The following is a 15,592-nucleotide window of genomic DNA, read 5'->3' on the forward strand; positions in this document are numbered from 1 at the left end:
TATGATGGATGAACTGGAACTCTTAAAGAAAGACTGGCAGAACAAAGAAGAACATCTTCCTAAACTCTCCTATGATCAGATCTATAAAATGATTTGGAAAAAATCATCTTCAATAGTTAAGTGGATTTTTTATATAAGTCTTATTGAGTTTGTCTTTTGGGCAGGAATAAATATCATATTCAGTGACCCAGAATCTATGCAAGAACTAAAAGCCATGCATATCTATAATGTTATGATGGTTTTAAATTTTGTCAATTACGGCGTAATTTTATATTTCATCTATAAGTTCTATACAAACTATAGAAAGATATCTTTTACGGATTCCTCAAAAAAATTGATGGGAACCATACTTGATGTGAAGAAAATAGTCACCCAATATGTATGGTTCAACCTTATCATCTTTGCCATTACGATGATCATAAGTATTTATGGGATTCTTATATACGGCCCGCAAGGCAAAGAAATAATAGCCTCTGCGATGCAAGAGGGAAATGAGGTTACCTTCTGGTTTTTGGTGATTACAGTCTCTGTTATTTTTACAGCAGTCCTGTTAGTATTGATTTGGCTGTTTTATAAGTTGCTCTATGGAATTCTTCTTAAAAGACTCAAAGAAAATTATAACGACTTAAAAAAGCTGGAAGTTTAGTCACCGCGGTAGCTATATCTCCTTTTCTGATGATCTGCTTCATAAGCAGCAAGCTCTTCTTTGGAAAGCACTTTTAAGAAAGATGGATGTTGTTCTATAGCATACTCCAATTTCTCCATTATGGAATCAATGGACTCGTTTTCGTAGTCAATTTCCAGAGGTGTCTTTATTTGCATGGACTGAAGTATTCCTTTCTTTTTCACCCTTAACCCCTTCTTATCAAAAGAGCGTCTAAAGCCATCAATGACCACTGGAACTACAATGGGCTTATATCTTTTAATAATATGGGCCGTTCCCTTGCGAAGTGGCTTCCAAGGTGTAGTAGTGCCTTGTGGGAAGGTAATAACCCACCCATCTTCCAAGGCCATTGCTATATTGCTTATATCACTAAATTTCACCTGTCTCTTCACATCCTGTCCGTCTGCCCTCCATGTTCTTTCAATACTGATAGAACCCGCATAGGCCAAGATTTTGGCGATCAAGCTTTGTTTCATGGTTTCTTTGGCCGCCACATAATAAATGTTCAGCTTAGGGTTCCAGAGATAGCTAAGATTTCTTATGGAGTCATCCCTACCTTTTAAACTGGCATTGAAAACATGAAACATCGCGACCACATCAGCAAAGTAGGTCTGATGATTACTAACAAAAAGAACATTTGCGTCTGGTAAATCACGAATTACTTGGGAGCCTTCAATTTCTAAAGTGTTAAATCCTTTGTACCTCGAATGGGTCATCATTCCCGCAATGCGTATCAACCATCGCTTTAGAAATAAAATATGCCCAAAAGGATTTTCTTTAAATAGCCCCATGTAGTATTCTGTTATGGGCTAATTTACAAAATAGCGGCTAAAGCACTTGCTCCAAAAGTTCCTTGATTTCACTCATCATCATTGCCGTTGCTCCCCAAACCGTATAACCATTTAATCTATAGGCTGGTACATTTACATTTTTTGCATAAGAAGTACTCAGTTTTTCTTCAATATGATTAGAATTATCAAGAAAATCACGTAAATACACCTCAACTAGGGCCTCAACTTCGCTCTCTTGTATCACAAAATGCTTTGGGTTGGAATAGAATCCCATAAAAGGCTGTACTAAAAAATTACTTGGCGGTATATAAACCTCGCTTAATTCTTTTAAAACTTCCACTGATTCTGGCGTCACCCCAACTTCTTCATGAGTTTCACGCAAAGCAGTTTCCAAAAGGTCTTTATCCTGCTCTTCCACTTTACCACCTGGAAATCCAATCTGATTGGAATGAACCCCTTGATACGTTTTGCGCAGAATAAGAAGCAATTTGGTATTTTGATCTATATCTGGATAAAAAAGAGCCATAACTCCCGCCTTTTTAGGCTTCTTCTTTTTTATTTCGTTGGATTTCAACCATTGAATTCTCATTAAAGGGGACATTTTATGATGAGAATCTGTTCCGGGAAGTGGTAGATCTTTTATTTTTAAAGCTTGTTGATAAAATTCCTTGAAATTCATGTTTTTAAAACAATCGGCTTTAACTACAAGTATACTATTATTTTTTCTGGTCTCCTGCGGAGATTCTCCTAAAAAAAGTAATGTCGCAACTGAAGAAACCGCTGTAAAGTTAGATTCTGTCCCTAAAGAAGCTATTGCCCAAGAAGTGGAGCCTGAGGAAGAAGAAGCATTTGTTCTGAATGAAGAAAATGCTATTGATTTCTTTTTTAACTATGCAAAAGATTTAACGGAGGACAAAGTGAAGTTGACCACCAGTATGGGAAGCTTTACGGTACAACTCTATGATAACGTGCCGTACCACAAGGCAAATTTTATTTATTTAACCCGAATGGGGTATTTTGATAATACCCAATTCCACCGTATAGTTAAAAACTTCATCATTCAAGGTGGAAACTCCGATGATAAAGAAACCCCAAGAAAAAGAAGGGCCATTGGAAGGTATCTTCTTCCGCCAGATGCAAAAAAAGGATACAAACACCATAGAGGTGTTATTTCAATGCCGAGCAGTGAAAGGGACAATCCACATAAATTGGCTTCACCCTATGAGTTTTTCATTGTAGTGAGCAAACCAGGTTCTTATCACCTAGATGGTGCCTACACTCCTTTTGGAAAGGTCATCAACGGAATGGATGTTGTAGATGCAATTAGTAATGTTGAAGTTGGAGATGGTGATTGGCCGTGGAAAAACGTATATATACTTAAAGCCGAAGTACTGTAATTAGGCTTCTTTCTTATAAATGTTTGGCAATCGTATTCCCAATCTTACTGCTAAGATCCTTAGCATAATTACCACAAAAATTGCGGCCATATAAGCGTAATTCTCTTCTATAGGAAGCTGGGTGAACAAAAAATAGCTGGCACCGCCCAAAATACATGCAGTAGCGTAAATTTCTTTTCTGAAGATAACCGGTATTTCATTACAAAGAATATCCCTAAGCACCCCTCCAAAGCTAGCTGTCATAGTACCAAGAGCAATGCACATAATTGGTGAAAGCTCTGCTTGCAGCCCTTTTTCTATACCTAGCATTGTATACAGGCCAATACCAATGGTATCAAACAAAAACAATGATTTTCTAAGGTATTTTAATTGATTGACGAAAATAACGGCAAAAACAACAGTTATTGCAATCGTTGAAACATAGGTCAAATCACGCATCCAAACAACGGGGGTGTTCCCAATAAGCAAATCACGTAAAGTTCCACCTCCTATTGCGGTTACAAAAGCAATGATAAGCACTCCAAACAGATCCAAGCGTTTTTCCATTGCAACCAAAACCCCAGAGATGGCAAAGGCCACTGTTCCTAAAATATCTATGGATTGGTAAAACATAGTTACAAGTTTTGGGTATAATAATTATAATCCTTCAATACAGTATCTAGAAATTGTACATCATACAAAGTGGAGTTCGTATTTAAAATGCTTTCAACCTTAACCCTTAACGCAGTAAGTGTTTTAAAATCATTGCTTTTTCTAGCAATTCGGAAAGTATCTTTTATAAGTCTTACGTCTTTATCCGTAAGCAGGGTGACATTGGTAAATTGGGGAACATACTCTTCATGAACCTCTTCTAAAATGGTATGGGATACTTTTGTTTTGTTTTTGGTACTTATTACCACTGTTCCAGCTGCGGCATCTCCCACGCGTTGTCTTTTTTCAGAAAAAAGTATTGATAGTATTCCTATTGAACCTAAAAATATCCAAATATCCACCAAGCGCAACATCCATCTAACCAAATAATTACTCCAGTGTACCGGTGTGCCATCCAACCGAACGACCCGCATCTTCAGTAACATTTTGCCAACTGTTCTGCCATTAAAAATACTGTGCATTAAAAGCGAGTAGAACATGGCCGGTAAAAAAATCAAAGCAGCCAGACCCCTTTGAGTCCAGGTGTCTTCATAGATATACCCAATGGCATTGCTCAAAACACTGACCAAATATGCGAACATGTACAATATGAGGCCATCAATCAAAAATGCAACGATTCTTTCTCCAATACTTACAATTTTATAATCTAGGTTAACATTTTGCGTTGTATTGATTTGGAGGTTACCCATATAACAGTAATTTTAGCTTTACGAATCTCTTATTTATGCGCGAAGCAGCCTTTGTAAAACAAAATAAGGAAAAATGGATAGCATTTGAAAAAGCTATCGCACTTAGTTCCAAAACCAATCCAGATATTTTAGTAGATGGCTATATTCAACTTACAAATGACTTGGCATATGCACAAACGTATTACGAGGAAAGTAAGACTTTATTGTATTTAAATTCTTTAGCGTCTCAGGCCCATCAGAAGATTTATAAGAACAAAAAGGAAACGGGCAACAGAATAATCAACTTCTGGGCGCATGAGTTTCCGTTGTTCTTTAAACAATATCACAGCACATTGGGCATTGCTTTTTTAATCTTCTTTTTAGCCTCTGCCATAGGATGCATTTCAGCATTAAATGATTCTACTTTTGTTCGTCTGATATTAGGAGACGGTTATGTCAATGAAACCCTTAACAACATTGCAAAAGGTGAACCAACCGCTATTTATAAAAGTGGAAGTGAGATTGGAACTTTTCTCGGCATTACGATCAACAACATAAGGGTTGCGTTTTTAGCATTTGCTTTTGGCGTGATTACGAGCATTGGAACTATTTATATTCTTTTTAGTAATGGAGTTATGTTGGGAGCATTCATTACATTTTTTTATACCAAAGACGTTTTTTTTGAAGCAAACAAGCAGATATGGCTGCATGGTACCATAGAAATATCAGTAATTATAATTGCAGGCTGTGCAGGGCTTATTATGGGAAATAGTATTTTGTTTCCGAAAACATTTTCTAGGCGTGTTTCCTTTATGAAAGGCGCAAAAGATGGACTGAAAGTGGTGGTAAGTACAATTCCCTTTTTTATTATTGCAGGGTTTATTGAAGGGTTTATTACACGCTACTCCAGCATGCCAAATTGGTTAGCTTTTGCAATAATTGGCTTGTCGTTATTGTTAATAGTATTCTACTATATCATTTATCCTATTTTAGCAAACAGATTATATGAAAGACAAATACATAGAACTTAGAGTAAACCATGACTTTGGTGATATTCTGACCACTTACTTTGATTTTTTAAAACAAAACATAAAGAAATTCACCAATGTATTTATTAGTTATAATGGGGTTTTTCTAATAGGACTACTTATTACAAGTTACTTATTGGTTTCTGGTTTTATAGGACTTATCGCCGAAGAAGGTGGTTTTTCTGGCAGTGGATTAGGACAAAGTAATGAAGAGGCCTACTGGATCTATATTGTTACGGGTGGTATCCTGTTTTTTGTGATTTTACTTTTGGTAGCGGGCTTAAACTTTAGTTTAAGTTCATCCTATTTAGTGCAGTATGAAAAAACCAAAGGGCTAAACTTTGATAAAAAAGATGTCTGGAATCTTACAAAAAGTAAGTTTGGCAATACAGTGGTTTTTATCTTAATGCTTATTCCAATTTACCTGGTGTTTTTTGTGGTAGTATTAATTACCGCTTTTATTCCGTTGATAGGGTTGTTTGCCCAATACATTCTTCAGTTTTCCTTAGCGGCATGGATTGGGGTTTCCTTTTTCAGTATGTTAGAACAGAACAAAGGAGTAACCGAAGCATTTGGAGAGGGTTGGAATCTGGTCAGCAAAAACTTTTGGAAATCTGTTGGGGTAAATTTTATTCTTGGTTTGCTCAATGGGTTACTTATGTTCATCGTCTTGTTGATTCCCGGAATAATCTTAGGGGTTTATACTTTTCACGTGATTGAAAATAGTGTTGATGTTGGTGCTTCTGTAGTATCTACTGTTGTATATACACTAGGGCTTTGCTTAATATTGATTTTATCAGTCTATGCGCAATGCCTTGCCCAAATTGTAAATGGCATTCTTTTTTATACCCTACATGAGAAAACCTATAACGTAAACACAAGAAGTAAAATAGAGCAAATAGGACAATCCAACTAGTGATAAGAAACATCACATATTTATTTTCTTTTTTGTGGGCATCCTTTACATTCTCCCAAAATGATTCTATACCCATTCCTATAGATGAAAATTCCGTGATTCAAGAACGCAGAATTTATGAGAACCTAAAAGAGAAGTACCCTGGAGAAGAGTTTAATTATGACACGAACACCGGGGAATCTAAAAACCTGCTTGCCCGTTTTCTAAAATGGCTTTTTCAAGGCATTGGTGATGCCGTTGGAATCGATATACCCTATAATGTTCTCCAAATACTGGAATACGTTATTTATGGCTTAATGGGGCTATTGGTCATCTACCTTTTAGTAAGGATATTCATTAATGAAAAATTTAATTCCATATTCTCCAAAAAGGCAAAAGCCATAATAGACATTGACCTCTCTGAGCAACATATTGAAATCATAGACTTGGATGCTTTGATGAATGCTGCCCTAAAAAATAAAGATTACCGACTAGCTGTGCGGTATCAATACCTAAAGATCTTAAAACTATTATCACAGAAGGAAATCATTGAATGGCATTTTGATAAAACCAATGCAGATTATGAGCAAGAAATTAGTGGGTCTAAGTTAAAAAAGGACTTTAAAAAAGTCTCATACCTGTATGAATACATATGGTATGGTGAGCAAATTATTAACGAGACTGATTATACAAATGCCAGTTTTAGATTTACTCAATTAAACAACTCAATATCGCAGTAGCAGTAATGGATAAGAAATCTAAAATAATACTGGTTATCTTTTCCCTTGTGATCATAGGTATTATTATAACGGAAATTGTAAGGCCCAAACCAATTAATTGGAGGCCTTCCTATACCGCATCTTCCAAAATACCCTTTGGCTGCTATGTTCTTTACAATGAACTATCCTCCATTTTTGATAATAGTAATATTGATACCGTTGAAGAAAGTGTTTATGATGTGCTAGTGGACAGAGATAAATCAATTGGGTCCAATTACATATTTATCAACGAGTACATTGATTTAGACAAACAAGAGACCAATCAAATGTTGGATTATGTAAGTGATGGAAATACAATTTTCATTTCTGCTGCGGGTTTTGGAGGTTACCTAGCCGATACACTAAACATCAGCATAGAGTCAGATTATAATTTAAAAGAAGGTTCAACCAAATTAAGTTTGACGCACAAAAAATTCCAATCCGAAAAATTTGATCTCTCTCGCGGAATTTACAATTCTCATTTTACAAGCGTTGATTCAACAAATACCACAATTTTAGGACATATAACATATCTAAAAGAGGACTTTATCGACGACAAACCTCCTCAGAAATTTAGAAGAGCCAACTTTATTAAAACCAAATTTGGAGATGGCCATTTCATTTTAAACACAACTCCCCAAGCGTATTCCAATTTCTATATGCTCAAAGGAAATCAGGATTATGTTTCCCATACCTTTTCTTACTTAGAAGACAAGGATGTTTTATACTGGGATAATTATAAAAAAGCTGGACGTGCCGTCATCAATTCGCCAATGCGTTTTGTTTTAAATCAACCAGCACTTAAATGGGGGTATTATTTAATGATTACGGGAGTTTTGCTTTTTGTCTTCTTTAAAAGTAAAAGGGAACAACGAATTATTCCCGTGATAGAACCTTTGAAAAACTCCTCTGTTGAATTTGCCCAAGCCGTGGGCTCGTTATATAATCAAAACAAAGATTTCACAGATTTGATCAATAAAAAACTCAACTATTTTCTAGAATACATCAGAAGTCATTTTCATATTGATACTTCAATATTGAATGAAAAAACGATTCAGGTATTGGCGTCTAAATCTGGCAAAGGAATGGAAGAGACCAAAAACTTGATAGAGTTCGTCACCAAATTAAAAAACAAGACAACGCACAACGAGCAAGATAGCATTGAACTTAATAAAAAAATAACTGCCTTTAAGCAATAATAGCATGGAAGATAAAGAACAACAAGAGGATTCGTTACAGTTTAATTCAAGAGTGGACCTGACCAAACTGCAGGAAGCCGTTACCCAAATAAAATCCGAATTGGGCAAAGTAATCATTGGTCAACAAAATATGATTGAGTTGCTGATTATTTCAATTCTTTCCAATGGTCACTCCCTTATAGAAGGTGTTCCCGGTGTGGCTAAAACAGTTACCGCAAAACTATTGGCAAAAACAATGAATGTTGATTTTAGCCGTATTCAGTTTACGCCTGACCTAATGCCCAGTGATATTTTAGGAACCTCCATTTTCAATGTAAAAACATCAGAGTTTGAATTTAAGAAAGGCCCATTATTTTCAAACATCATCTTAATTGATGAAATCAACCGTGCCCCAGCCAAGACACAAGCGGCGTTATTTGAAGCCATGGCAGAAAGACAAATTACCATAGATGGCACAGAATACAATATGGAGCCTCCGTTTTTAGTGTTTGCCACCCAGAACCCCATTGAGCAAGAAGGAACCTATAGACTGCCAGAAGCACAATTGGACCGTTTTCTTTTTAAAATTAAAGTTCACTACCCCACCCTTGAGGAAGAAGTGGAAATTCTAGAAAGAAAACATGAGCAGAAGAATTCCCAAGTAGAACAATTGATTACTTCTGTATTATCAGCAAAGCAAATTGCAGAATATCAGAATACCATAAAAGAGATTATTGTAGAAAAAAATCTAATAAAGTATATAGCTTCTATAATTGATAATACAAGAACCAATGCCAATCTCTATCTTGGAGCATCACCAAGAGCCTCAATTGCAATCATGGATGCCTCTAAAGCATTGGCAGCTATAAACGGACGGGATTTTATTACCCCTGATGACATTAAAAAGGTGGCAACACCTATTCTAGCACATAGGATTATTTTAACTCCGGAAAGAGAAATGGAAGGGCTCACGGCAGAACATATGGTTAAACAAATTATAGAGAGTATAGAAATCCCTAGATAAACAATTCCATCCTTGAAAAGACTGTTCAAACATGTTTACTTGCAAAAACGCTTTTTTATAGCGGTTACGGCTATTGTTTTTGGATTTTTGCTCTCTTACATAGTAGAAGATATGTTTGGGGCTATAAAGGTTTTATTCTATGTATTTACACTCTTGTTTATAGTTGATGTTTTATTGCTGTTTGCATCAAAAGGTAAATTGGAAGGTGAACGAATTTTGCCCGACAAACTCTCTAACGGAGATGATAATCCAGTCCACTTAGAAATAACGAACACCTATCTTTTTCAAGTTGACACCAGGATAATTGACGAGATACCATTTCAATTTCAAAAAAGAGATTTTGGTTTAACCAGTAAAATAAAAAGCGGCGGTAGCAAGAGCTATAGCTATATGCTCAGACCTACTGAACGTGGCGTTTATTCTTTTGGCAGCTTAAATTTATTTGCGATCTCCCCTATTGGTTTTCTTGCAAAAAAGTATGAATTCAATCTAGATCAAAAGGTTCCAGTCTACCCTTCTTTTCTTCAGCTTCAAAAGTATGACTTGATTGCTTTTACCAATCGTTTGCATGAATATGGGCTTAAAAAAATTAGGCGTATTGGGCATACTATGGAGTTTGAACAAATTAAGGAATATGTGCAGGGAGATGATATTAGAAACATTAATTGGAAAGCAACAGCAAAGAGAAACCAATTGATGGTCAATCAATATCAAGATGAAAAATCACAACCCATTTATTCTGTTATAGATAAGGGCAGGGTCATGAAAATGCCCTTTAACGAGCTAAGTCTTCTAGATTATGCCATTAATGCTACGCTTGTCATTAGCAATATCGCATTAAAAAAACAGGATAAGGCCGGTATGTTTTCATTTAGTGATAAAATTGAAAACCGTGTTGTTGCAGAGCGCAGAAGCTCTCAAATGAATTTAATTTTGGAAACGCTATATAATTTAGAAACCAATTTTATTGAAACTGATTTTAGTAGATTATATATTGACGTCAAAAGAAACCTAAACCAAAGAAGTCTTTTACTGCTCTACACAAATTTTGAAACACTTGATGCCCTTCATAGGCAATTGCCATATCTTCAAGCAATTGCCAAACAACATCTATTGGTGGTAATCTTTTTTGAAAACACTGAACTGAACAAATTTGCTGGTAAAAAAGCGGAAACCGTTCATCAAATTTTTGAACAGACCATTGCGGAAAAATTCATTTATGAGAAAAAGTTAATTGTAAACGAACTTAGAAAGTATGGTATACAAACTATTTTGACCAAACCAGAAAATTTGACCATTAACACCATCAACAAATATCTGGAAATTAAGGCAAGAGGACTTATTTAGGTGTTTTTAGGGAGAGAGATAACTTCTTAAGAAGGTTGAAGAAAGTCCAAATGTAGTTAAGCTAGGTAGTTCTTCGTAATCGACCAACAGATTCTCGCTTACCACATTTACTTGAAAAACATCTGTTTCTATATGTTCTGTGGTAAAACTTCCCCTAAGCCGTTTATTTCGTTTTTTTGAAAAGACTTCAATTGCAACACCTACTGTAACACCACCTAAAATGGTAGCCAATAGGTCATCATTGTCCCAACCATTATCTCGCTGGCCCGCATCCACCGTTTCCTTTGCCAAACCAATAAGTGTGCTTCCGGCCACGGCGCCTACAAATGTCCATACTCTATTTCCATCTGAAGCTTGCTTAGCAATACCTGCACCTGCCAGACCAAAAAGACTTCCACCTAAAAAGTGAAGTGCCTTATCACGTTCTATTTGACCATAGAGCTGCGATGCAAGTACAAATAATACTAATGTGGGGATTAGTTTTTTCATATGCCCGATAAATGTAAAGAAAGTTGATTGTTTTAAAAATTTTTCACTGCCTCTTTGGCTTTGCCAAATTCCGTCATCAAATCTTTTACAATTTCTGCTGCGGGCTTTATTTCATGAATCAACCCAGATACTTGTCCAATCTCCAATTCTCCTTCAACTAGGTCACCTTCAAACATGCCACGCTTGGCTCTTGCTCTGCCCAATAAGGTCTTCAAATCTTCAACTGAGGCTCCTTGTGCATATGCCTGCTGCACATCTTCATAAAATTTGTTTTTCAATAAACGTACCGGGGCTAATTCCTTTAAGGTTAAATGGGTATCTCCTTCTTGGGCCGCTACTATTTCTTCTTTAAACAAATCATGCGAGGAACCTTCTTCGCTTGCCGCAAATAGACTACCCAACTGAACCCCATCTGCTCCCAGTACCATAGCGGCCAACATTCCTTGGCCAGTAGCAATTCCTCCTGCTGCAATCAAGGGAATACTAATTTTTTCTTTTACCGATGGAATCAAGACCATAGTGGTTGTCTCGTCCCTTCCATTATGCCCTCCTGCTTCAAATCCTTCTGCTACAATGGCATCAACTCCGGCATCTTGTGCTTTTAAAGCAAACTTCACACTACTAACCACATGCACAACCGTAATTCCATGTTTCTTTAGAAACGCTGTCCATGTTTTTGGGTTTCCTGCAGAAGTAAAAACAATTTTTACTCCACTGCTGACAATGATTTGCATTAACTCTTCAATATTAGGATACAACATTGGAATGTTTACCCCAAAAGGTTTGTTAGTGGCTTTCTTACATTTATCAATATGTTCTTTTAACACATCAGGGTACATACTTCCGGCCCCAAGCAACCCAAGGCCTCCAGCATTGGAAACTGCCGACGCCAAACGCCAACCGCTAGCCCATATCATTCCTCCTTGAACAATTGGGTACTTAATTGCGAAAAGCTGTGTGATTTTATTTTGACCCATATTTATGAAATGACTCCCGAGCCGATAAGTTCATCAGCTATGTACCAAGCCACAAATTGACCTTCTGTTATAGCGGATTGTTTTTCTTTGAAATCTACGTAAAGACCACTATCGGTTTTGTACAATGTAGCATGTTGCAAGGGTTGTCTATATCTAATTCTGGCCATTACCTCCATAGTTTCATCAACATCTAGGGTTAAATCTTTTCTAACCCAATGCAATTCATTTTCATTTACGAACAATGTATGGCGCAATAGACCCGGATGGGATTTACCTTGACCCGTGTAAATTATATTTTTTTCTACGTCAGTATCAATTACAAACAAAGGTTCTTTTGTTCCCCCAACATTCAACCCCTTACGCTGCCCAATGGTAAAATAATGAGCTCCTTGATGCTCCCCCACTACTCTTCCGTCTGTTTCTGAATACGCAGGTTTCTCAGCATAAAATGCCAATTCCGCACCCTTATTTTCAAATTTAGGGGTCTCACCAGTAAAAAGAGCTGCTGTATTTGGAACCTCCACAATAAGGCCTTTTTTCGGTTTCAATTTTTGCTGTAAAAAATCTGGAAGATGCACTTTCCCAATAAAACACAATCCCTGAGAATCTTTCTTATCAGCTGTGATCAAATCATTGTCAGATGCAATCTTTCTTACCTCTGGCTTTGTTAGTTCACCGATAGGAAACAAAGTTTTTGAAAGCTGTTCTTGGGACAGTTGACATAGAAAATAAGATTGGTCTTTGTTACCATCTACTCCTGCTAAAAGCTGATATGTTTCAGAACCATCTTTGTTCAGTATTGCACCTTTTCTGCAATAGTGCCCGGTAGCAACATAATCTGCCCCCAACTGCAATGCAATTTTCATGAACACATCAAACTTTATCTCACGATTGCAAAGCACATCTGGGTTGGGTGTTCTTCCTCTTTCATATTCATTGAACATATAGTCCACTATACGTTCTTTGTATTCAACACTTAAATCCACGGTCTGAAATGGAATACCCAGTTTTTCAGCAACGATAAGGGCATCATTACTATCTTCTACCCAAGGACATTCCTCAGAAATAATCACAGAATCGTCATGCCAGTTCTTCATAAAAAGACCGATTACCTCGTAACCCTGTTCTTTTAAAAGATAGGCTGTAACGCTTGAATCCACACCTCCAGAAAGTCCAACAACAACTTTTTTCATCTCTATTCCATATAACTGTGCAAAAATACAAAATGACACCCATTAAATCCTAAACCTGTTTTTTTGGGCATGGAGAAGTATTTGGTGGACAAAACCTAAAACGTTAATCTTTTGTAATAAAAAAGTGATACTCCATTTATACACTTGTAATAATGCATTATTGTCTTAATGTTCAGCATAAGTATTTAAAATTAAGTTAAACTTGAACTAATAATTGATTATCTTTTAAGCATAAAAGTTAAACATAATAGTAAATAACAATATCTACATTCTAGACAAAACGGGAGAACCTTCCAAAGTTACTTCACCAGATACAGAAATATTGAAAGGAGTTATTCATATTATAGATAAAGCACCACCATTACTAGGAATTTTGAGTAATATTTAGCTACATAGTTTCACGAAGTTTTATAAAAAACCGTTTCACTGTATTCAGCGGGTCGTTTTTTTTTAATAGTATCATTTGTTTTTTAGATTGATTTGTTAAACTTTTTATAAAATAAGTTAAACAGAAAGCAACCTATTTTGTTTAATGACATCTTTACAACATTAAACAACATAAAATCTAAAAAATATCATGAAAGCACTAATGAAATTATCCCAATTCACATTATTAATGTTCGCCTTGATCTTAACATCCTGTTCGGATGATGACGATGGTACAATCGTGGTTGTACCTACCAGTAATATAGTAGAAGCTGCAATAGCTACTGCAGATTTAAGCAGCTTGGTAAGCGCATTACAAAAAGCTGATGAAAGCGCCGACAACGATTTAGTTAGTGCTTTAAGTGGTGATGGCCCTTTCACGGTCTTTGCACCTACCAACGCTGCATTTGCAGATTTGTATGCCCAATTGGACGGATTTGATTCTTTGGATGACTTTAGCACACAAGAACTTCAAAACCTATTGGCCACCATATTAACGTACCATGTTATTCCTGGAGCAGGAGCGCTTTCTTCTGATTTGAGCGATGGTCAAAGTTTGACCACATTACAAGGAGGTACTTTGGAAATTTCCACACAAGGGGGAGTTTTTATTGGTGATGCAACTAACGTTAATGCAGAAGTTACAAAAGCTAACGTTGAAACTACCAACGGTATAGTACATGTGATTAATAAAGTATTGCTACCACAAGCTATTTTAGATGAATTGGCTGATATTATTCTAATTCCTATTACAGATTTGGCAATTGGAAATGAAAATCTTCAAAGTTTAGTAGCAGCCTTAACTGCAGCTAACGGAGATTTACCAACAGTACTAAGAGGTGATGGTCCCTTTACGGTATTGGCTCCCTCAGATGATGCGTTCACAGCTTTCTTGGATGGTGCTGAACTTGGTGATATTCCAGTTGATGTTTTAACCAATGTTTTACTAAATCATGTTATTAGTGGAGAACTAATGGCTGCAGACTTAATTGCCTTAGGCTCTGGATATGCCAATACACTTGCAGCAGGTGCTGGTGATGAAAACATTAGTATTTTCTTTGATACTGCTGATGGCGTTGTGTTCAATGCAGCTTCAACTGTTGAAGCTCCAAATATAAAGGCGCTAAATGGCGTAGTACATGTGGTAGATGCGGTTATAGATATACCTAACATCGTTGACCATGCATTGGCCAATCCAGCCCTTACTTCTTTAGTAGCTGCACTTACTGATGGTGGAAATACTACTTTCACAGATCTATTATCCAATGATGAAGAGGTATTTACCGTCTTTGCACCAGTAAATGATGCATTTAGTGCATTTACAAATCCAAATTCCAATGATATTAATGATATCCTTTCTAACCATGTAATCGTTGGCGCGGCGGCATTTTCATCAGGATTGACAAATTCTTATGTAAACACCGCTGCTGAATTTGCAACTGATGAAAATTTAAGTCTTTACATTAATACAGATGATGGTGTTACTTTAAATGGCATAAGTAACGTTGCCATTGCAGACATTGTAGCTTCCAATGGAGTTGTTCATGCTGTGGATGCTGTAATCGATTTGCCAACAGTAGTTACTTTCGCAACAGCGAATCCAAACTTTGATTCTTTAGTAGCTGCTTTGACCACCGAAGGTCAACCTGATTTTGTTACAACATTGCAAGGTAATGGTCCATTTACTGTTTTCGCTCCAACCAATGATGCTTTCCAGGCTTTATTGGATAGCAATGATATGTGGAACGGATTGCCTGATATTGATTCCGCTTTACTAACCAGTGTTTTACAACATCACGTTATTGCTGGAGCCAATATACGCTCAGGAGATTTAACTCCTGATGGTGATACGGTAACACCCGCAACTCTAGAAGGTGATACGTTTACTATTACGCTTCCTGGTACAGATGGTAATATTGCAAATGTAACAGATGGTGCTGGCAATGCAGGTATAGGTATTGACGCAGTTGATGTACAAGCCGTAAATGGAGTAATCCATGTATTGGATGCCGTATTGATTCCAGATACTACAAATTAATTTGAAAAAGAGGGTCATTTTGAGAACAATGACCCTCTTTTTTCATCCCAACAATTGAATCTAAACAC

16 protein-coding genes are annotated in these 15,592 nt (G+C 36.5%); 9 read left to right on the plus strand and 7 right to left on the minus strand.

Features of this window, described 5'->3' with window-relative positions; all coding sequences use genetic code 11:
* Nucleotide 1 precedes the first annotated feature (1 nt).
* A complete protein-coding gene (locus LV704_RS01495) occupies nucleotides 2–646 on the plus strand; it encodes a hypothetical protein (protein WP_163423373.1) in 645 nt (214 codons plus the stop codon).
* Here the strand turns inward: LV704_RS01495 and LV704_RS01500 are convergent.
* Both LV704_RS01500 and LV704_RS01505 read right to left on the minus strand, forming a co-directional pair.
* Nucleotides 643–1,455, minus strand: a complete 813-nt coding sequence (locus tag LV704_RS01500) for a 1-acyl-sn-glycerol-3-phosphate acyltransferase (protein WP_163423372.1) — start codon at nucleotides 1,453–1,455, stop codon at nucleotides 643–645. The genes LV704_RS01495 and LV704_RS01500 overlap by 4 nt on opposite strands.
* Before the next feature lie 37 nt (nucleotides 1,456–1,492).
* A complete protein-coding gene (locus LV704_RS01505; RefSeq protein ID WP_163423371.1) occupies nucleotides 1,493–2,134 on the minus strand; it encodes a CoA pyrophosphatase in 642 nt (213 codons plus the stop codon).
* Here LV704_RS01505 and LV704_RS01510 point away from each other — a divergent pair.
* Entirely contained in the window at nucleotides 2,133–2,852 is a 720-nt protein-coding gene (locus LV704_RS01510) for a peptidylprolyl isomerase (RefSeq protein WP_163423370.1), read from the plus strand. The two genes, LV704_RS01505 and LV704_RS01510, sit on opposite strands and share 2 nt — an antisense overlap.
* Here the strand turns inward: LV704_RS01510 and LV704_RS01515 are convergent, their stop codons facing one another.
* On the minus strand, nucleotides 2,853–3,464 hold the full coding sequence (locus LV704_RS01515) for a trimeric intracellular cation channel family protein (RefSeq protein WP_163423369.1): 612 nt from the start codon (nucleotides 3,462–3,464) through the stop codon (nucleotides 2,853–2,855). It abuts the gene before it with no gap.
* Nucleotides 3,465–3,466: 2 nt separating this feature from the next.
* Complete coding sequence (locus LV704_RS01520; protein ID WP_163423368.1) at nucleotides 3,467–4,192, minus strand: RDD family protein; 726 nt, start codon at nucleotides 4,190–4,192, stop codon at nucleotides 3,467–3,469.
* Nucleotides 4,193–4,227: 35 nt separating this feature from the next.
* Here LV704_RS01520 and LV704_RS01525 point away from each other — a divergent pair, with 35 nt between their 5' ends.
* From LV704_RS01525 to LV704_RS01550, 6 genes are read left to right on the plus strand one after another with little or no spacing between them, the layout of a single operon-like run.
* Nucleotides 4,228–5,202, plus strand: a complete 975-nt coding sequence (locus LV704_RS01525) for a stage II sporulation protein M (protein ID WP_163423367.1) — start codon at nucleotides 4,228–4,230, stop codon at nucleotides 5,200–5,202.
* Nucleotides 5,177–6,115: a hypothetical protein gene (locus LV704_RS01530; RefSeq protein ID WP_163423366.1), complete on the plus strand. Its 939-nt coding sequence runs from the start codon at nucleotides 5,177–5,179 to the stop codon at nucleotides 6,113–6,115. Before LV704_RS01525 ends, LV704_RS01530 begins: the two co-directional genes overlap by 26 nt.
* Nucleotides 6,115–6,834, plus strand: a complete 720-nt coding sequence (locus LV704_RS01535) for a hypothetical protein (RefSeq protein ID WP_163423365.1) — start codon at nucleotides 6,115–6,117, stop codon at nucleotides 6,832–6,834. The genes LV704_RS01530 and LV704_RS01535 overlap by 1 nt, the downstream gene beginning before the upstream one ends.
* A gap of 5 nt (nucleotides 6,835–6,839) precedes the next feature.
* Entirely contained in the window at nucleotides 6,840–8,051 is a 1,212-nt protein-coding gene (locus LV704_RS01540; RefSeq protein ID WP_163423364.1) for a DUF4350 domain-containing protein, read from the plus strand.
* A 4-nt stretch (nucleotides 8,052–8,055) separates the two neighbouring features.
* On the plus strand, nucleotides 8,056–9,054 hold the full coding sequence (locus LV704_RS01545; RefSeq protein ID WP_163423363.1) for a MoxR family ATPase: 999 nt from the start codon (nucleotides 8,056–8,058) through the stop codon (nucleotides 9,052–9,054).
* Nucleotides 9,055–9,066: 12 nt separating this feature from the next.
* Nucleotides 9,067–10,401: a DUF58 domain-containing protein gene (locus LV704_RS01550; RefSeq protein ID WP_163423362.1), complete on the plus strand. Its 1,335-nt coding sequence runs from the start codon at nucleotides 9,067–9,069 to the stop codon at nucleotides 10,399–10,401.
* Between the two features lie 6 nt (nucleotides 10,402–10,407).
* On the opposite strand, the gene LV704_RS01555 is transcribed toward LV704_RS01550, so the two are convergent.
* From LV704_RS01555 to mnmA, 3 genes are read right to left on the minus strand one after another with little or no spacing between them, the layout of a single operon-like run.
* Nucleotides 10,408–10,890: a hypothetical protein gene (locus LV704_RS01555; protein ID WP_205597898.1), complete on the minus strand. Its 483-nt coding sequence runs from the start codon at nucleotides 10,888–10,890 to the stop codon at nucleotides 10,408–10,410.
* A gap of 32 nt (nucleotides 10,891–10,922) precedes the next feature.
* A complete protein-coding gene (locus LV704_RS01560) occupies nucleotides 10,923–11,867 on the minus strand; it encodes a nitronate monooxygenase family protein (protein WP_163423361.1) in 945 nt (314 codons plus the stop codon).
* Nucleotides 11,868–11,869: 2 nt separating this feature from the next.
* Nucleotides 11,870–13,060, minus strand: a complete 1,191-nt coding sequence (gene mnmA, locus LV704_RS01565) for a tRNA 2-thiouridine(34) synthase MnmA (protein ID WP_163423360.1) — start codon at nucleotides 13,058–13,060, stop codon at nucleotides 11,870–11,872.
* 577 nt (nucleotides 13,061–13,637) lie between these two features.
* Here mnmA and LV704_RS01570 point away from each other — a divergent pair.
* Nucleotides 13,638–15,524, plus strand: coding sequence for a fasciclin domain-containing protein (locus tag LV704_RS01570; protein WP_163423359.1), 1,887 nt, complete (start codon nucleotides 13,638–13,640; stop codon nucleotides 15,522–15,524).
* Nucleotides 15,525–15,592: the final 68 nt, after the last annotated feature.

This window comes from Flagellimonas sp. CMM7 (assembly GCF_021390195.1).
GTDB lineage: Bacteria > Bacteroidota > Bacteroidia > Flavobacteriales > Flavobacteriaceae > Flagellimonas.